The organism is Ruegeria sp. CJ2, assembly GCF_056536745.1.
In genome coordinates this window covers 96,880-114,359 of the sequence record NZ_JBQFQF010000005.1, presented here as the reverse complement: position 1 = coordinate 114,359, position 17,480 = coordinate 96,880, and the positions used below count along the sequence as shown (strand labels likewise).

Annotated in this window: 13 protein-coding genes; 5 read left to right on the top strand and 8 right to left on the bottom strand. The window is 55.9% G+C overall.

The features are described from left to right. Positions 1 to 34 precede the first annotated feature (34 nt). Positions 35 to 922, bottom strand: a complete 888-nt coding sequence (locus tag ACR0MS_RS09050) for a SapC family protein (protein WP_480574076.1) — start codon at positions 920 to 922, stop codon at positions 35 to 37. Continuing rightward, positions 919 to 4,743, bottom strand: a complete 3,825-nt coding sequence (locus ACR0MS_RS09045; RefSeq protein ID WP_480574073.1) for an Ig-like domain-containing protein — start codon at positions 4,741 to 4,743, stop codon at positions 919 to 921. The genes ACR0MS_RS09050 and ACR0MS_RS09045 overlap by 4 nt, the downstream gene beginning before the upstream one ends. Positions 4,744 to 4,952: 209 nt before the next feature. Between ACR0MS_RS09045 and ACR0MS_RS09040 the strand changes: the two genes are divergently transcribed. Further along, complete coding sequence (locus tag ACR0MS_RS09040; protein WP_480574070.1) at positions 4,953 to 7,007, top strand: beta-propeller fold lactonase family protein; 2,055 nt, start codon at positions 4,953 to 4,955, stop codon at positions 7,005 to 7,007. A gap of 55 nt (positions 7,008 to 7,062) precedes the next feature. Here the strand turns inward: ACR0MS_RS09040 and ACR0MS_RS09035 are convergent, their stop codons facing one another. From ACR0MS_RS09035 to ACR0MS_RS09020, 4 genes are all read right to left on the bottom strand, one after another. Further along, entirely contained in the window at positions 7,063 to 8,076 is a 1,014-nt protein-coding gene (locus ACR0MS_RS09035; protein ID WP_480574067.1) for a DUF2955 domain-containing protein, read from the bottom strand. Continuing rightward, on the bottom strand, positions 8,066 to 9,130 hold the full coding sequence (locus ACR0MS_RS09030; protein WP_480574064.1) for an HlyD family secretion protein: 1,065 nt from the start codon (positions 9,128 to 9,130) through the stop codon (positions 8,066 to 8,068). The genes ACR0MS_RS09035 and ACR0MS_RS09030 overlap by 11 nt, the downstream gene beginning before the upstream one ends. After that, on the bottom strand, positions 9,127 to 10,206 hold the full coding sequence (locus ACR0MS_RS09025) for an AI-2E family transporter (RefSeq protein ID WP_480574061.1): 1,080 nt from the start codon (positions 10,204 to 10,206) through the stop codon (positions 9,127 to 9,129). The genes ACR0MS_RS09030 and ACR0MS_RS09025 overlap by 4 nt, the downstream gene beginning before the upstream one ends. Positions 10,207 to 10,379: 173 nt before the next feature. Next, positions 10,380 to 10,706 (bottom strand): potassium channel family protein, encoded by a 327-nt coding sequence (locus tag ACR0MS_RS09020; protein WP_480574058.1) that lies wholly within the window; start codon positions 10,704 to 10,706, stop codon positions 10,380 to 10,382. Between the two features lie 234 nt (positions 10,707 to 10,940). Between ACR0MS_RS09020 and fabI the strand changes: the two genes are divergently transcribed. Genes fabI through ACR0MS_RS09000 form a run of 4 tightly spaced genes read left to right on the top strand, consistent with a single transcriptional unit; the run spans position 10,941 to position 16,696 of the window. Next, positions 10,941 to 11,702, top strand: coding sequence for an enoyl-ACP reductase FabI (fabI, locus tag ACR0MS_RS09015; RefSeq protein ID WP_480574055.1), 762 nt, complete (start codon positions 10,941 to 10,943; stop codon positions 11,700 to 11,702). A gap of 14 nt (positions 11,703 to 11,716) precedes the next feature. Beyond that, positions 11,717 to 14,140, top strand: coding sequence for a DUF3141 domain-containing protein (locus ACR0MS_RS09010; RefSeq protein WP_480574052.1), 2,424 nt, complete (start codon positions 11,717 to 11,719; stop codon positions 14,138 to 14,140). Beyond that, entirely contained in the window at positions 14,137 to 15,531 is a 1,395-nt protein-coding gene (locus ACR0MS_RS09005) for a bifunctional enoyl-CoA hydratase/phosphate acetyltransferase (protein WP_480574049.1), read from the top strand. The genes ACR0MS_RS09010 and ACR0MS_RS09005 overlap by 4 nt, the downstream gene beginning before the upstream one ends. Further along, positions 15,524 to 16,696 carry an acetate/propionate family kinase gene (locus ACR0MS_RS09000; RefSeq protein WP_480574046.1) on the top strand — a complete coding sequence of 391 codons (1,173 nt, stop codon included), beginning with the start codon at positions 15,524 to 15,526 and terminating at the stop codon, positions 16,694 to 16,696. Before ACR0MS_RS09005 ends, ACR0MS_RS09000 begins: the two co-directional genes overlap by 8 nt. 2 nt (positions 16,697 to 16,698) lie before the next feature. Here the strand turns inward: ACR0MS_RS09000 and ACR0MS_RS08995 are convergent, their stop codons facing one another. Together ACR0MS_RS08995 and ACR0MS_RS08990 are read right to left on the bottom strand one after the other, a co-directional pair. Beyond that, positions 16,699 to 17,169, bottom strand: a complete 471-nt coding sequence (locus ACR0MS_RS08995) for a phage holin family protein (RefSeq protein WP_480574043.1) — start codon at positions 17,167 to 17,169, stop codon at positions 16,699 to 16,701. 10 nt (positions 17,170 to 17,179) lie between these two features. Further along, positions 17,180 to 17,425, bottom strand: coding sequence for a hypothetical protein (locus ACR0MS_RS08990; protein ID WP_480574040.1), 246 nt, complete (start codon positions 17,423 to 17,425; stop codon positions 17,180 to 17,182). Between the last annotated feature and the right edge of the window lie 55 nt (positions 17,426 to 17,480).

The following is a 17,480-nucleotide window of genomic DNA, read 5'->3' as shown; positions in this document are numbered from 1 at the left end:
GGTGACAGCCAAGATACGAGGACAAAAACAGCGTTTAGGCATGAGTGATAGACATTTCACCAGTTTCAAAAAATTCGTTTCTCTGAGCGTTTGCGACAGCACCAAGGAAACCGGAAACATCTGAATTTTCAGTGAATTTATCTTGTACTTCAGAGCGGGCTTGTCTCTCCTGAGCCTGAAAAAGCCATTGGCAGTGCGACAAGGAAATCGAATGAGCGAAAGTTAGGCTCAACGCGCCAGTCTCGTATAATTCGAGCTTTTCAGTCGGTGCCAGTGCATCCAATCTATCTGCCGAGATTGCCAATGTGCCGTCCGGCAAGTTGATGCCGCCGTGGTGGTCGACAGCTTTGAACAGCCCCATCTTTGCCAAAGCATGACAAGCCTTTAAGGTATCTGCGTGGTTTGCAGACCACGCACGCAGAAACATGAGCACATCCTGCAAGCCCTGCGATAACGCACCGTCGTCTGAGAAGAACGGTTCATCTTCCGGTTGGCTTGTTAACAGATCGGAAGTTTCATCAACCAACAACTGAGCGCCACATTGTAACGGATTGCCCGCCCACGCGACTTGAAAGGGCGGGCAACGTAGTGCAGCGGGCACATAGCTTGCCAGCCATCGGCCATCCGTCGTCACAAATGGATTCGCCGCCTTTTTCCGCAACGAAAGAAGCGCTCTTGGTTCAACGCCACGGTCTGTTTCCTTGAACACGATTGGAAAAGCAGCGGCAACCTCGGACGCCTCTTTCATAACGATCCGGCACTCGGTTTCCTGCGCCGCAAAGCGATAGGATGTGAAGCGTTTCCAGCGCAGGTTTTTGTGACGCGTGAAAGAAACGGGGTGCAGACGGCTTTGTTTCATTTGTGAGACTTCCATTTCTAAATGGTCGCCGGGGATTCCGCCGACGACCTGCGTTGAAGTCACGCCGAAGCGCCGGTGGGATCGGTATGGAGAATGTTTTCCGAACTCAGGCCGCTCAGGTCGCTCAAGCCGGTGAATTCGGCGATGGTTTCGACAGACGCTGAACCGGGCACCGAATAATCAACCTTGACGAGGGCGCTATCCTCTCCGTCCGTGGCAAGGACATAGATTTCGTCACCAGACTGCACGCCAGTCAAACTTTCTGCTGCCGTTTCTATCGTTGCTTCTGAGAGGTCGGAAAGCTGGGAAGTCAAACCTACAAAGCCTGTGTTCAGACCAATAGCGTCACCGATGTTCAAGGTTTCTATTCCGGTTCCATTGCCGCGCAAAGATCCGGTATTGAGGCCGCTGAACATCAACGCATCCGATACATCGGCCGCCGGGCCAAGAGTCAAGCCGGTAACGATGTCGGTTCCGTTGGCTGATGGATCGGCTTCAAACACGATGACATCCCGGCCGGAACTTGACACGTCGATTGCATCGTCACCTCCCTGACCCCGCACCACGTTGTCCATAGCGGTTGAAACCAACGTGTCATTTCCACCCGTGCCCAGAAGAAAATCAGCAGGGCCACCGTCCGGCGTGGTGAGTGACATCTGTATCGGCTGGCTCGGGTCCTGCACCGTCATCGTGAAGGTGACCAAAGGTTGAGACAGATCGGTGAAGACAGTCGCCGCGCCGCCAAAGCTGACTTCGGACGGCCCCTTTGGATTTGTGAGAAACAGGTCGAAATTGCTGTTCTCGTTATCTGAGCCCAGATCGAAGGTTATCACTGACGGATCGAATCCCAAGTCGGCGGTAATGGCCAGACCGCTCGAAATGTCACGGTCCGGATCGGCATAGATTTCGAAGGTAACGGTCGAACCGCTGCGGCCTGCTTCGACAATCGTGTAGGCGGCCGGTTCATGGGCTATGTTCTGGTCTGATGCGGGCAGAGGGTCCGATCCACCGGACACATTGGCTTGTGCCTGAAAGTTAAGCGCATCGCCTGCCTCAACTCCTGAAAAGTTCGAAGCTGGCACACTCAAAGACCACGTTCCGTCTGAGGCGACAGTCGCGGTGCCTACGGACAGGGTGTTGAGTGTGACGTCCACAGATTGCCCAGAACTCAACCCGATGGACGTGCCGGACACAACGACGCCCGACGTCATCGCATCGCTCAGATCAATCGCCTTGTTCGTGCCTACCGTGTTCAGGTTCAAAATCGGTCGGAAATCTGTGGTGAGTGGCAATGACGTCGGCAGCGAGGTGTTTCCGGCTGCATCCGCGACCGTGGCCGAGATGGAGTATCCGGTTCCATCAGACAGTGCGACCAGGTCAGCACTCGGAATTGATGTTGACCAAGCCCCGCCCGAGCCGGTGCCGCTATAGATCTGTCCGTCGAGGGTGACTGAGACGGGCTGCCCATCTTCCGCGTCTGTTGTCCCCGATATCGTAAGATCGCTGCTTCTTTCGCTGATATCCAGCACGGGACCAACGGACAGCGCATTCAGTGTGATTGTTGGCGCCGTAAAATCCGTTGCGAAACCTGATGTATCACTGGACTCGTTCCCGGCAGAGTCCACAACGGTTGCAGTAACGCTATAGGCCAGCCCGTCTTGCAGTCCGGCGATACTCGCGGCACTTGCGACATAAGCCCATGAGCCGCCGCTGACGGTTGTTGTGCCGGTTGCATCCACAGTCTTGTCCGGTCTGCTGATCGTAACAGTAATCGTCGTGCCATCTGGTGCGTCTGAGGTGCCCGTGACGGTCAGGTCCGTCGTCTGCTCGCTCGCCGTCATGACCGCCCCGTCGGACAGGCCAGTAATGGTCACAGCTGGGGCGGTGAAATCGGTTTGAAAGCTGCTGGTGGCCTGAATAGCAGGGTTGCCTGCCGCATCGGTTACGTCAGCGGACACTGCAATCGTCGCACCGTCGGACAGCGTCGAAAGGTCGGCGGCGGGAACTGTCGCAGTCCAACTGCCTCCGGCAGTGGTTGCTGTGTAGGTTTGTCCATTGACAATAACGCTTACCTTTTGGCCATCTTCCGCATTGGTCGAGCCGGTGATCGACAGATCAGTGCCTTGTTCGACCGCGTTCATGACGGCTCCAGAGGAAAAACTGTCTATGCTGAGCGTTGGCGCGGTCACGTCTTTCCCCAGTGGCACGCTGGCTTGCGGAGCAAATAGGCCATCCGTGTCCGACACGTCGGCTGTAATGGTGAAGGAGCCTCCATCAGCCAGGGACAGCAAGTCCGCGGTTGGAATTGTAACGCTCCAAGCGCTGCCCGAAACGGCGGTTGTGTAGGTTTGACCGTTCAGTTCAACCGATACGACTTGGCCATCCTCGACTCTGTCCGTGGTTCCGGTGATGACCAGATCCGTTCCGACCTCGGCGGCGTTTAACGATGCCCCGATTGAGAGAGGTGCGATCGTCAGGGATGGGCCTGTCAGATCTACCGGGACCATAGCGCTGGCTGGGACCGAGATATTGCCTGCTGCGTCTGAAACCGTTGCGCTTACTGACACAGGTATACCGGTCGTAAGACCGCCGAGGTCCTGGGCTGGAACAGTTGCGTTCCACTGGCCGCCGGACGCGGTCGTGGTATATGTACGACCGTCAAAACTTACCCTAACAACTTGTCCGTCGGCTGCGTTTGTGGTGCCGCCCAGGGCCAAGTCGCTGCTCACATCTATCAGTTCGATAGATCCTCCGGAAATCGGGTCCATTGAAATTGTTGGGGCTGTGAAGTCTGTGTCAAAGCTGGAATTGGCTTGGGCCGCCGGATTTCCCGCCTCGTCTGAGACATCGGCAGTGACAGCAATAGTGGCCCCATCAGGCAAAGCCGTCAGATCGGCTGATGGGACCGAGACACTCCACTGACCCCCTTGAACCGAACCCGTATAGGACTGTCCGTTTAAGGTGAGCGTTACAGTCTGTCCGTTTTCTGCATTCGTTGTACCGGTGACAACCAGATCGGTTGTTTGCTCTCGGGCGTTTAGCACGGCACCGTCGGAAAAACCGGAAATTGAAAGGGTTGGAGGTATGGTATCGACGTCGAAAATGACTGTTTCGACGGACAACTCTTCGCCTTCGCTATCTAAAGTTCGGACTGTTACATCATTTACGCCTTGAGGCAGCGCCGCAGCCTCAACTGCGGTAAAAGACGCGCTCCAAGTGCCGTCGTCGTTCAGTACCGCGACAGTGCTCGACGACCCAATCGAGACCTCGACGGTTTCTGTGCCTTCCGGTGCGCTGAGGTTCAGCGTTGCCGAACTCAGGGCGTTGGATTGCACGCCTGCCAGGTTCAAATGTGGATAGGTCGGGGCAGGGGGCGGCGTCGCATCATCGCCGCCACCGCCACCACCTCCTGCAGCGGCCGCTGCGCCAGCCAACCCCAAACCACCAAGGGCTGCTGCACCAATCCCACCTATCCCGCCAGAGGCCGCGGCGCCGCCCGCTTCGGCCACAAGACTGAACTGAGCGATTTCCGCCACCGCGTTTTCTGCGATCATGATCGCGCCACTATCCAGAACCTGAACATTCTCGGATGCGACAACGACCTTTCGGCCATCCGCCATTTTCAGCAGAACATCACCATTTTCGAGCTGCTTTACGGAACGAACGCCCGGGATGGTTTCCGCGAATTGAAAGGCGTAAAGTTCTTCGATTGTAGCCTGCGCCAAAGCAGGCAGCGCCAGAAGCGTAGATCCCAAGCCGCCGATGATCCCACCTTCCGCAAGACGGCGCATTTTCCTGTCCATCCATTTTCGGACATAGGATTTGCGCTCGGGACCCGAATGCGTTTCGGTCGACTGGATATTGATGTCAGATTCTTTGGTCATCTTACCCTCACAAGTGGTGTCCGCGTCCGCTTGAAGGTGCCAGCTCTTGTTCATCTGAGTTTCCCTCCGGTGACTCGTGCGGTCGGACCAGAAAAATTGAGTTAAACTGAAGCCGAACTCCTCGTTTTCACCACAATCCCGCTTTGGTTTCGGGCTGGGCATCGGATCATCCTGATGTTGGAGCCAGCAGTGGCGCAGGGTGATTTGGAATGATGCTTCAGTTCGAAAGAGTGGTTGCGACGGGGAGCGCAGCGCTCGATTCAGGTATCGGCGATACGGCTTTAAAAACATTTAACGGTGACACGTACCTGTACAGCGTTACCGGTCCCGGCGGCGGCGTCGCAGTCTGGAAGCTGGCGGACGGCGTTGTTCCGCAACTGATCGACACGGTCTATTTCAGCGGAGCGCTGGCTACGAACGCCGGTCGCATGGGGTTCCCTGTTTCCTTTGCTGGAGACGATCAACTGATATTAAGCGTCAGCCACGCATCCGGTCTGGTCGGTTATGCGATGAACCCGGACGGTACGCTGGGGCAGTTAACTGAGAGTGGTGGTATCGTTGGCGGCGGCAACATATCTGCGGTCTCACAGGTGTCGACGTCGTCAAGCGACGTTTTGGTTCTGGCGCAGAAAGACACGGGCCAAATCGCGTCTTACACGGTTGATGCGCAAGGGGCTTTTCAACTTGTTCAAATGGTCTCGGCCGCCGCGGATTCGATGCAGACTGTGACCCTAGGTGCGAACCACTTTGTTGTCGCATCGGATTCTGTTTCCAATTCGGTAAAGACGTTTAGCGTGGATGATGCGACAGGTGGGCTTGGTGAAGTCGACAATAGCGAGGTCTTGGAGACACTGGGAATCGCGGTGCCGACCAAGATCGAAGTTGTTCAAGCCTATGACCAATCCTGGGTGATCGTCGCGGGGTCGCAAAGCAACTCGTTGAGTGTGATGAAGCTGACCCCAGACGGACGCCTTGACCCAACAGATCATGTCCTGGACTCCCGGCACACGCGGTTCGAACCTGTTCAGGACCTTTCCGTCATCAATGTCGACGGGCACGTGTTCGTCGTGGCAGGGGGTGGCGATGACGGGATCTCGCTCTTTACCCTGATACCCAATGGGCAGTTGGTCTATCTGGACAGCTTTGCGGATACGGTGGAAAGCGGCTTGCAGAATGTCGAAGCATTGAGTGTCGCTCATGTCGGGGATGCGTTGCAGGTGCTCGTCTCCTCGCAGCAGGATGCTGGGTTGACACAACTGTCCGTCGACCTGCCGGATTTGGGCGTGATACGCAAAGGCTTCGGAACCGTCCATGGCACAGCCGGGGCGGACAAGCTGAGCGGCGGCATTCTGGACTCGGAATTGTTGGGGGGTGCGGGAGATGACATTCTGATAGCAGGCACCGGTTCGACGACCATGACTGGCGGGTCAGGATCGGACATCTTTGTCATGCAATTCGGAAGCGATCCCACGACAATCACCGATTTTCAGGCTGGTTTCGACCGTCTTGATATGTACGATTTTCCGCTTCTTCGAACTCCGGGGCAACTGACGTTCACCTCTACGCCCCAGGGCGCAAGGATCGGGTACCTTAACGAAAGGGTCGAGTTGATTTCTGCATCGGGGGGTGCGTTGACAGCGGATCAGGTGTTTGGCGCGGGCTTTGGCGGACCTGACCACATACCTGTCGATTTCGGGGATTTCGGCGGTTTAGACCCCGGAAGCTCGGACGGTGTTCTGGGGCCTTTTACCATTAACTCCGAAACCGAAAACCCTGCATTGGCGCAGGCTGAAGTCAGGTTTTCTCTGGACGGCGGCGGCACTGTCAGTGTGCGCACGGATGAGGAGGGACGGTTCGATCTGGGTTTGCCGCCGGGCGAGTTCTCGGGCGATCTGGATATTGTTAAGACTTATTCTACCGCCAGTTCGGATATCAATGCGTTGGATGCATTGCAGGTTTTGCGAATGTCGGTCGGGTTGAATCCGACTTGGGGCCCGCCGGCACCTGAAAACATCATTGCAGCCGACATAACTCGGGACGGAACAGTCAATGCACTTGATGCTTTGGCCATCTTGCAGACGGCGGTCGGTCAGACGACCCCGCACAAGCCACAATGGGTGTTTCTGGATGATGATGCGGACCTATCGGCCATCACCAAATCGAATGTCGATTACGAGACAGGCGTTGTGGGCGTCACGATTGATGGCGGAGGTTTCACAACAGACATGACATCCATTTTGCTTGGCAATCTAGAGCCTGTTTGAACTGTCGAAATGCAAACGGTGGGCCGAGCCGCTGCTCCGCCAGTGCCCGACCGTCCTAACCCATTGCGTTGCGCTGTTTTCGTTCGGGCCAGAATTCATCAACCACTACATAGGCCGTTATGACGAAGAATGCGGCGCTTGCGACCTGCAACACGCGCGTAATGCTTTTGACATCTGCTTCATCCGAGAACGGGGCAACTGATCCTCCGTATACGATCAGAGCGGTTGTGATCGCCGACCCCGCTGCCGCAGCCAGCGGAGTTTGCGATTTTCCAAGAGCCCCGAGAACAATGCAGAAGAAAAAGCACAGTAGTACAGGTGTCAGAATGACGGGCGCGATGACGTTGATCTCGTAGCAAATGATGGAAACCGCTGCGCCCAGCAAGTTCGCAGTCAGCATCGCCTTGGCAACGGTCTTACCGGCCGCAGGCATCGCTGCAAGCTGTTGGCTGAGAAGCGCGACAAAGAACAGAACAAGCAGCGCCGACGCTCCATAAAGGAAGAATGCAATCGCAAATGGCACTGTCACTAGGGACATTCTGAAAATGCGCCGGTTTGGATCAAAATCGGGATCAGCAGCAGCTTTCTTTTGCGCCTCTGCCGGCGGAGGGGCTGGGATAAGTACAAACATCAGAGTGGATACAAAACCCGCAAAGAACAGGTTCATAGGAATCCAGAACACCAATACCAGCGCCAGATCCTGCGATTGAAGAACAAGATTTGGGATCATCAAAGCACCCATGAGCGCGATGACACCGGGCAATACCCCGGCCCCGGACACAGACCACGTAAAGGACAGTATGATTCCGATGGCCATCAGGACCAGGAATACAACTGGATATGGCGCGAAGACTGAAGACAGCAGAAACGAGATGAACATCAGTCCAATGGAAAACACGAAGAGTTTCCCGAACGCTGCCAATGGCAAAGCTGCAGGTGCTTGCAGAAACAGAGCCGTGAATACAGCGCCGACAACTGCAAGGGGCCATCCAAGAAACAAACCCAAGGCAAAAACGCCCGTTACCCCAAGCGCCAGGCGGAGTATTGCGTGTTTGTCTTCAATACGCATAAGACAGGATCGAAACCAAGCGAATATAGGTGCGACCCACCAAGTTCAGAGGCGCATTGTCGCTCAGGTACATGATCACATCCGCCTGCCCATTAAGCTGGAACCGAAGGTCATCTTCGGCGCTCCCGGCCTCATAGCCCGGCAATACAATCCGAACCGGGAACCGTTCGGGTTCGCGCAGGAACCCCTTGGTGCTGGGTGGGCTTGCAAGCTGGCCGGGTTCGTCAGCACCGCTTAGGGAAACAGCCGCGCTAAAGCTCTCGACTTTGCCCGACACGATCTGACCGGGGTGCATATCCAGAACAACCTCGACAGGGGACCCGACAACGGCGCGGCCAAGGTTGTTTTCGGTGAAATAGGCTTCGATCCAGACATCGGTTGCGTCTAGGAAGGTCAGAAGATCCTGACCCGAGCGGGCATACGTCCCGGGGGCAATAAGCAAGTTCGAGATTACGCCCGTTGCAGGTGCACGCAATTCTGTCCATTCCAGGTTCAGCTCTGCATCAGCCAAAGCAGCAAGTGCACGTTGAATTTTAGGGTTCTCAAGCCCCTCATCCCCAAGACGTTGCTTTGCTTTTTCCAGATCAGCCTTGGCATTTTCCAGATTGGCTTCGGATTCGGCCAATTGGCCGCGCGCATCGTCGGCGCGCGAGACGGCAATCAGCCCCTTCTTTTCCAAGGCAAAAACACGCTCGGTCTGAATACGCATCGTATCAAGGTCGCTCTGAGCCCGCGCCAATTTAGCCTGTGCCGCGCTGACTTCAGCCGATGATGCACCCACTTCCTGAGTAGCGGCTTCCAGATCGGCTTCGGCCTTTGACCGTTCGATTTCATAGGGCCTGCGATCAATGCGCACCAGAACATCCCCGGCTGAAACGACCTGACCGTTTTCCACCAGCACTTCGGTCACCGTCCCGGTGACTTGCGGAACGATCTGAGTTGCAACGGCCTTGACCCTGGCATTGCCGGTAAACGGAGTTTGACGATCAGCGACCAGATACCAGATCAGAAACAGAAGAATGACCGCAAGCGTTGTCCAAATCGTTTTCCTCATTCCGCTGCACCTTCGGCCGACTCCGAGGCTTCTGGCGACGCGTCGATCCAGACCTTGAACAGTTCATAGAAAACCGCAAACAGAACTGGCCCCATGAATATTCCGATCAGGCCGTAGGCCATCATGCCACCTAGAACGCCGATCAGTATGACCAGCATCGGGGTTTCCAATCCTTTCGAGATAAAGACCGGGCGGAGGAAGCTGTCCATGATACTGACGGGAAGGGCGAGGACCGTGAAGATCAAAGCGGTGCCGCCTGACATGGAACTCCACGCGTAGATGATCACCGGCAGCAGAACCAGGCCTGGCCCGATCTGAATGATTGAAAGGATAAGGCTTACAAAGGCCAGAGTCGCAGCAGAGGAAATGCCAAAGACCGCCAAAAGTATCCACACAACAAATGCCTGGATCGCGGCAACTCCGATAACCCCTTTGGTAACATTTCGGATCGTTGCACCTGCCAGGGTGACAAACTCGCCACCTCGTGGTGCAAAGACTCGGTTGGCGAACCGCTGAAGCCCCTGAACCATTTGCGGGCCCGGTTTGAAAAGCGCGCCCATGATGATGACGGAAAGCGCAAGTCCCAGAAGACCGATGCCGATACCCAGAACTTTTCCAAAGAGGGATTTTGTGACTTCAAGGATTTGAGCGCCGTATTTGGCAAGTGCGCCATCCAGATTACGCTCAAACATGGTCCAGACATCGCCAAGCTTGTCCCCGATCAGGGGCAAGTCTTTGATGCCCTCGGGCACAGGTGGGATTTTAAGTTCTCCGCGGTCTGCTTGTTCGGCAAAATCGGAGCCAAGTTCAGCCGCCCCTGAAACGGCGGTCGCGACAGGCCCCAGTGTCAAAACCAAACCCAGCAGTACCAAGATTGTGGCCGCAAGCGATTTTCTTCCACCCAGTTTGCCTTGGAGCCAGTCGAAAACAGGATAGAGCGCAACGCACAGAATTGCCGCCCAGATCACGACACTCGCAAGCGGGGCAACCATTATTAGTGCGCTATATAGGAACAGTCCTAAGAACAGCAGGCGTATTGCCAGATCAACTATCTTGGCGTCTTGAGTCTTTTCCATTCCATCCCTCCAAATATTTTTTTATCTGAATATTAGACTCAAAAAACGTGACATGTATATTTTTTTTGGCTTTGGGGAATCTGTATCGGTTTGATGAATAATTCAAAAAGCCGGATCGCGCGTTGCGACCCTGCTGAGGTTGCGTTGAATTCCTTAAGAAGGAAACAGGCAGTCTACCCGTCTTTTTTGTCGTCATCCTGTGACAGAATTGTATCCGCCACCGTGGTTGCCGCCGTTACGAAGATACCCAACCCGACAATGATGTACGCCATCGTGAAAATCTTTCCGGCCGCCGTTTCCGGGGAAAAGTCTCCGTATCCAACGGTCGAGATGGTCACGACCGAAAAATAGATGGAATCGAGCCAGCTCCAGCCTTCGACAAAGTGGTAAAAAACGGAAGCCCAAAGGATCATGCCAACCGTGAAGGCCAGTAGCCCCTTCACCCTGCCGTCCTTGAATGCAATACCAATTCCCCGAGTTATTCTGGTAAGTGAGTTCATTGTGCCCTCGTTATTTGTTTTATGAGGGCATAGTAATCAGATTTTTGAATATTTCAAAAAAGCTTAGTTTTGTCGTGGTTTGTTGGCTTTTTTTGGCACTCAAGCTCAACGTCATTCTTGGGTTGACCATCAAGGGCCGCGCGATTTCGTCAAAGTTTCACACTGCCGCGCAAAGTTTGTGGTAAACCCCAAAGCGGGTTATGCTGCAGTGCAGAAAAAGCGAGAGAATCGACCATGTTCCGTTTGGAAGGAGCGAAAGCGCTGGTCGTTGGTGTTGCTAACGATCAGTCAATTGCCTGGGGATGTGCCAAAGCCTTGCACGCGCAAGGGGCCGAAGTTGCGCTGACTTATCTGAATGACAAGGCCGAGCCTCATGTTCGCGCCTTGGCCGAACGGATTAACGCCCAGATTGTAATGCCGTTGGATGTGCGCGATCCGGTTCAAGCGCAGGCGATGTTTGCTGAAATCCAAACGCGGTGGGGGCAGTTGGACACGCTCGTCCACTCGGTCGCTTTCGCGCCGAAGGACGATCTGCACGGGCGCGTCGTTGATACATCTGCCGAAGGGTTTTCCCTTGCTATGGATATCTCGGTGCATTCGTTTCTCAGGATGATCCGGCAGGCCGAGCCGTTGATGACGCGCGGTGGTACATGCCTGACCGTGTCGTTCCTTGGCGCCAACAGAGTTGTCGAGAATTACAATGTGATGGGGCCTGTAAAAGCTGCTCTTGAGGCGTCGGTGCGTTATGCTGCAGCAGAGCTTGGACCCAAGGGGATATCGGTGCATGCCCTGTCGCCCGGTCCGCTCAAGACACGGGCGGCCTCGGGTTTGGCGGAATTTGACGCGATGCTGCAAGATGCGGCAGATCTGGCCCCGACCCATCACCTGGCGACGATCGACGATGTCGGTGCCTATGCCGCGTTTCTGGCCAGCCGAGAAGCATTCAACGTCACGGGCGGCATACACCCCATCGACGGCGGCTTCAGCATTGTCTGAAAGAGGAAATCCACATGATTACGAATGCGCATTCGAAATCCCTGCAGCTTGGCTCTGATCTGGCCAGGGACGCGGCAGTTGTGAATGACCGGACCGTCGGGGCGGTTACAAACGCGTTGGATCAATCCGAGGTTCAATGGAGCTTGCTGTCAAAGTCAATGGCGCTGCAATCCAGCAAGATCGCGCAGGATCACACGGACCGAACGCGCCAGTTGGTTCAAAACATGGCGGAGTGTTCCGCGCGGCTGGCGGCGTCCCACTCAATCGTCAAAGATTGGGGGGACTATCTGAAAGACGCAGGCCAACGAGTGGCCTTGACGATGGACACCTTGCGTGAACGCGGCGATGTCTTCCTCGAGCATGAAGCGGCCGGGTGTCCGCCCGTTCTTATCTATGACTACGAGGTTATTGCCGACGGCAAGCACTTAAAGCGCCCGTGTAATTACCAGTTGTTGCGCATTCTCCCGCCCGAAGGTGTGACCATTGAAGATACCAAGCGCCCATATATCATTATCGACCCACGCGCCGGCCACGGTGGTGGAATCGGAGGCTTCAAGCGGGATAGTCAGGTTGGTGTTGCTCTGGCCAAAGGCCACCCGGTTTATTTCGTAAGCTTTGGGCGCGATCCTGTTCCAGGTCAGACGCTGGCGGATGTCATGCATGCCGAGGCCGGGTTTGTTCGAACCGTGCGCGCGCGCCATCCAGACAGCCCGCACCCTGTTGTCACCGGAAATTGTCAGGGCGGGTGGGCGACGTTGCTGATGGCTGCCTGCAATCCTGATCTAAGCGGACCATTGGTTCTGAACGGCGCGCCCGTTGCGCCTTGGGCAGGGGCCGTTGGGGAAAACCCGATGCGCTATAATGCCGGAGTTCTGGGAGGAACCTGGCAGCCGATGTTCTGGTCGGACTTGGGGGCAGGTCAATTTGACGGCGCCAATCTGGTGATGAACTTTGAGCAGCTAAACCCCAGCCGAAACTACTTTGGGAAATACTTTGATCTCTTCAGGGATCCTGACGGAGGGCGGCAGCGCTTTATTGATTTCGAACGCTGGTGGGGCGGATATTTCATCCTGAATGAGGCCGAGATCCATTGGATCGTCGAGCAGCTTTTCGTCGGTAACCGTTTGGTCAAGAACACGGCCCAGCTCGAACCCGGCGTGCCGGTCGATATCAAGGCGATCAAAGGGCCGATCTTTGTGTTTGCAAGCCAGGGCGACAACATCACACCGCCGCAGCAGGCTTTGAACTGGATTGCTGAGACCTACGCCGACGAAGAAGAGATCCGCGTTAGGGGGCAGCGCATTGTGTACATGCTGCACGATGAAGTGGGTCATCTGGGCATTTTTGTTTCGTCGAAAGTCGCACAGAAAGAGCATCGGGAACTTGCCTCCACGCTCGAAACCGTCGAGTCGATGGCGCCCGGCCTGTACGAAATGCAGATCGAAAACATCGAGGGCGAAGGCATCGACAAGAAATTCGAAGTCCGTTTCCACGAGCGCACGCTGGCAGATGTCGCTGCGCTGGATGACGGTCGGCAAGATGAAACGAGCTTTGCCGCTGTCGCGCATATGTCAGAAACCCAGGCCAATTTCTATGAGACATACGCCCGCCCGATCGTTCAATCCTTGGCGACGCCCGCCTCGGCAAAGGCGCTTCGTGATCTGCACCCTCTGCGTGTGCAGCGCGCGGCTTTGTCTTCGGCCCAGCCTGCCATGTTGGGTATTAAGTATTGGGCGGACATGGCGCGAGAGCACCGCAAACCCGCTGCGCCGGAAAATCCATTTCTGGAACTCGAGAAGATTACGGCGGATTGGATAGAGCAGGTCATGGATTACGGTCGTGATGTTCGTGACGCGTGGTACGAGTTGGCGTTCTTTTCCATGTGGAGCGGGCCGTTGGCGGCTTGGTTTGGCCGGAAGAACGTCGCGCACAGAACACTGGCGGATCCGGAAGGTCTGAGATCACTGCCCGAGGTTGAAGCTGCGCTGGCGCATATGAAACAAGGCGGATTGGCCGAAGCGATCGTCCGGATGCTGATCCTTCTGGTTGATAGCAATCAGAGCTTTCGGGCTGAAATTCTGGACCGGTGGGCCCAAGTCTTCAAACATGATGAACCATTCAAGGCGCTGACGGTTGATCAACGACAGCGCCTTTTGCATGAACAGTCGCTTATCGTGACCTTTGACAAGCAAGAAGCGATGAACACTCTGTCAGATTTGCTTCCCCTAAAGAAAGACCGTATGCAGGCGGTCGACCTCATCCAACGGATCGCCGGAGAAGTACAAAGACCAACTCCTGAACTGTTCGAAATGGTTGACGATTTGTGTGACATTCTTGACCTGCCGAAGCCTCAGGACGACGCGGCACCAGTGCTTGGACTTACCCCGAAAGCCCGTCCTGCTCGGACCCCAGCTAAAAGAAAAGCTACCCCAAAATGAAAATTTACGAGAACCGAACATTTGCCCAATTGAATGTTGGTGACGAAGCTCAACTGACGCGGCTGTGTACGGTCGATGACCTCTATGCGTTTGCGTCTGCGTCGGGCGACCACAATCCGCTGCATTTGGCAGCCTATGATGGGGATGGTGACGGGCAACCCGAAGCCGTGGCTCCGGCGCTATGGCCTGCTGGTCTGGTTGCTGCTGTTCTGGGCAACGTGTTGCCGGGGGCAGGGACCCAAACTCGCCGCGCGGACCTGTCCTTCCACATTCCTGTTCTTGCCGGCGACGAGCTGACGGCCTTTGTCTCGGTTGCCGAAAAGCGCGATGATGGCGATCTGATCTGCACCGCCGAAGTACGCCGCGTTGGAGATAACGCCCTGGTCCTGAGCGGTACGGTTCAGGTTACACCCCCGTCCCAGCACATGGAGTTTGACTCGATCGAAGTTCCGGGCCTTGTTGTTCAGCGCCATCGTCATTTTGATGCGCTACTTGAAAAGGCAAGACCCTTGGACCCCATGCCCACAGCAGTGGTTGCGCCCGAAGACAGCAACTCATTGAGTGGCGCGTTGTTGGGTCATGCCAACAGCATCATCACGCCGATCCTTGTGGGGGATTCTGACAAGATCAAGGCCGCGGCAGCAGAGATAGATGCGGATATCTCCGGTCTTGAAGTCGTCGAGGCTCGGGGCCACGGGCTCGCGGCGCATCGCGCGGTGGACTTGGTTGTTGAAGGCAAAGCGCAGACCTTGATGAAGGGGTATCTGCATACAGATGACCTGTTGCGCGCCGTCTTGCGCCGTGAAAACGGGCTGCGAACCGGTCGGCGTCTGTCGCATGTCTTTGTGATGGATGTGCCGGGCATGCCGAGACCCATCATGGTCACAGACGCGGCGGTGAATATCGCGCCAGACCTCGAAACCAAAGCCGACATCGTTCAGAACGCAATTCACCTGGCTCAATCCATCGGGATCGAAACGCCGAAGGTCGGTGTCTTGTCTGCCGTTGAAACCGTGAACCCGCATATGCCGTCTTCCGTGGATGCGGCACTGCTGTCCAAAATGGCTGAGAGGGGACAGATCACCGGCGGATTGGTCGATGGCCCCCTTGCGATGGACAACGCGGTCGACCTGAAGGCTGCCCGTACCAAGGGTATCACGTCCGAGGTCGCCGGGTCCGCGGATATTCTTGTTGCCCCGAATATTGAGGCGGGCAACATGGTTGCGAAACAGCTAACCTTCATCTCTCATGCCGAGGCTGCCGGTATCGTTGTGGGGGCTGGTGCGCCGATCATCTTGACATCACGGTCCGATGATGATGCCTCGCGCTTGGCGTCTTGCGCGGTTGCGGCGCTGCATGCTTATGCAAGTAAAGGTAAGCTCTATGGCTGATCATGTGCTGGCGCTGAACGCCGGGTCTTCGTCACTGAAATTCGCGTTGTACGAAGTCGTTGAGGAAAACCGCCCCAGCATGCGCTGGCGTGGCCAGATCGAGCGTTTGGGGGAAGCCCCCCGATTGTTGGCGCAGTCTGCCGGGGGTCGGTCGATCAACCGGCCACTGTCGAATACCCAAAGTCATGACGAAGCAATCCACGCATTTCTTGAAATGGCACGGGAATACCTCCCGGATATCCACGTGAAGGCTGTCGGCCATCGGGTTGTCCACGGTGGTACGGTGTATTCCGAACCGGTTCTCATTGACGAAACGGTCATAGACACTTTGACGGGGTTCGTCCCTTTTGCACCCTTGCACCAACCCTATTCCTTGGCTGGGATCCGGGCGGCCAGCGCTGCATTCCCGGATACGATCCAAGTGGCGTGTTTTGATACCGCCTTTCATCGAACCCACCCTTGGGTCAACGATACTTTCGCCCTGCCGCAGAGTTACTACGACAAAGGTGTTCGTCGGTACGGGTTTCACGGGCTGAGCTACGACTATATCTCGCAGAAACTGAAAGAGATCGCACCGGGTCTGTACGATGGCCGCGTTGTGATTGCGCATCTGGGGAATGGCGCGTCCATGTGTGCGGTATCGGGCGGGCGCGCGGTTGCATCGACGATGGGGTTCTCGGCACTGGACGGTCTGCCGATGGGGACGCGCAGCGGTCAGCTCGACCCGGGTGTGGTACTGTACATGATGCAACAGGATGGAATGTCGGCAGATGAGATTGCCGAAGTTCTATATCGCAAATCCGGTCTTCTGGGCCTGTCCGGGGTCTCGTCCGATATGCGCACGCTTCTGGCGGCGGATACGCCGGATGCGCGCAAGGCTATCGACTATTATGTGTTCCGCATCCGCCGGGAATTGGGGGCGTTGTCCGCCGCGCTGGAAGGCATTGATGCGCTGATCTTTACGGGCGGTGTTGGCGAGAATTCGGCTCCGATCCGGCAGATGGTTTGTGACGGAATGCGTTGGATCGGAATCGAAATGGACCATGCGCGAAACGCGGATGGTGGCACGGTTCTGTCGACGGACTTTAGCCGCGTTCGCATCCTGTCGATTCCGACCAACGAAGAAATGGTAATCGCACGAGCCGCGGTTAACTTGATGCAGTAAGGTTAGTCGCCAGACTTCTTTCCAGTTTTGGAGAATTTGATCAAGGCACCCAGCAGGGCGCTGATGATCTCGGGCGTCACTGCCCCAAGCGGATCGCGTCGGAACCCCGTTACGGCGTCTCGCGCCTCGGCCAGGTTGTCCTTGATCTCGGTCTCAATGTCCTGCAGCGCCAGGTCTCGAAGTTCAACAACCGCAGAGATGTCAGTTTGTGACGACATGGAATTGGCGAACAACGCCAATAGCAGGGCCACAACCATATCGACCCCGGCCATGATCAGTGCCGCGACCGCGTTTGACACGGATTCAGACAGCCAGAAAAAGCCAGCGACGTTCAACATCACGACCGCAAGGCCAATAGCCAACCCCGCAGCCCCATAAAAACCGGTGCGTTTGGCCGCTACTGCGACTTGTCTTTGGGCAATCAGCCTTTCGGCGCGCAGAATGATCGAGAGATTGCGGGAAATGCGATTCATGTGCGGGCTCCTACCGGGAACGGCCAATCAGATAGCCAAGCGCGAAAACGCCAAGCGCGAACACGATCGGCTTATTATGCGGCAACTCTCCGAGTTCGGTCAGAACTTCGTCCATCTGATCTGACCAGTTTTCGATTGTGTCGATCAGACTGTCGGATTGGTCTACCTTCGGTTCCGCCTTCTCCGGCTTGGTTTGTTGGGCGAGTTGACGGCGAAGTTCGGCAACTTCGGCTTCCAGCTCTGCTTTTGTCACCATCGTTCAGGTCCCTCTAACCGCGTTGTAACGCATGTTAGTCGGTTTTTCCGTTTTG

What these genes read in the sequence shown, in the direction of transcription:
- ACR0MS_RS09000 (WP_480574046.1), top strand. Translation starts at nt 15,524, where the DNA reads ATGGCTGATCATGTGCTGGCGCTGAACGCCGGGTCTTCGTCACTGAAA.
- ACR0MS_RS09040 (WP_480574070.1), top strand. Translation starts at nt 4,953, where the DNA reads ATGATGCTTCAGTTCGAAAGAGTGGTTGCGACGGGGAGCGCAGCGCTC.
- ACR0MS_RS09035 (WP_480574067.1), bottom strand. Translation starts at nt 8,076, where the DNA reads ATGCGTATTGAAGACAAACACGCAATACTCCGCCTGGCGCTTGGGGTA.
- ACR0MS_RS09030 (WP_480574064.1), bottom strand. Translation starts at nt 9,130, where the DNA reads ATGAGGAAAACGATTTGGACAACGCTTGCGGTCATTCTTCTGTTTCTG.
- ACR0MS_RS08995 (WP_480574043.1), bottom strand. Translation starts at nt 17,169, where the DNA reads ATGAATCGCATTTCCCGCAATCTCTCGATCATTCTGCGCGCCGAAAGG.
- ACR0MS_RS09005 (WP_480574049.1), top strand. Translation starts at nt 14,137, where the DNA reads ATGAAAATTTACGAGAACCGAACATTTGCCCAATTGAATGTTGGTGAC.
- ACR0MS_RS08990 (WP_480574040.1), bottom strand. Translation starts at nt 17,425, where the DNA reads ATGGTGACAAAAGCAGAGCTGGAAGCCGAAGTTGCCGAACTTCGCCGT.
- ACR0MS_RS09025 (WP_480574061.1), bottom strand. Translation starts at nt 10,206, where the DNA reads ATGGAAAAGACTCAAGACGCCAAGATAGTTGATCTGGCAATACGCCTG.
- ACR0MS_RS09045 (WP_480574073.1), bottom strand. Translation starts at nt 4,743, where the DNA reads ATGACCAAAGAATCTGACATCAATATCCAGTCGACCGAAACGCATTCG.
- fabI (WP_480574055.1), top strand. Translation starts at nt 10,941, where the DNA reads ATGTTCCGTTTGGAAGGAGCGAAAGCGCTGGTCGTTGGTGTTGCTAAC.
- ACR0MS_RS09020 (WP_480574058.1), bottom strand. Translation starts at nt 10,706, where the DNA reads ATGAACTCACTTACCAGAATAACTCGGGGAATTGGTATTGCATTCAAG.
- ACR0MS_RS09010 (WP_480574052.1), top strand. Translation starts at nt 11,717, where the DNA reads ATGATTACGAATGCGCATTCGAAATCCCTGCAGCTTGGCTCTGATCTG.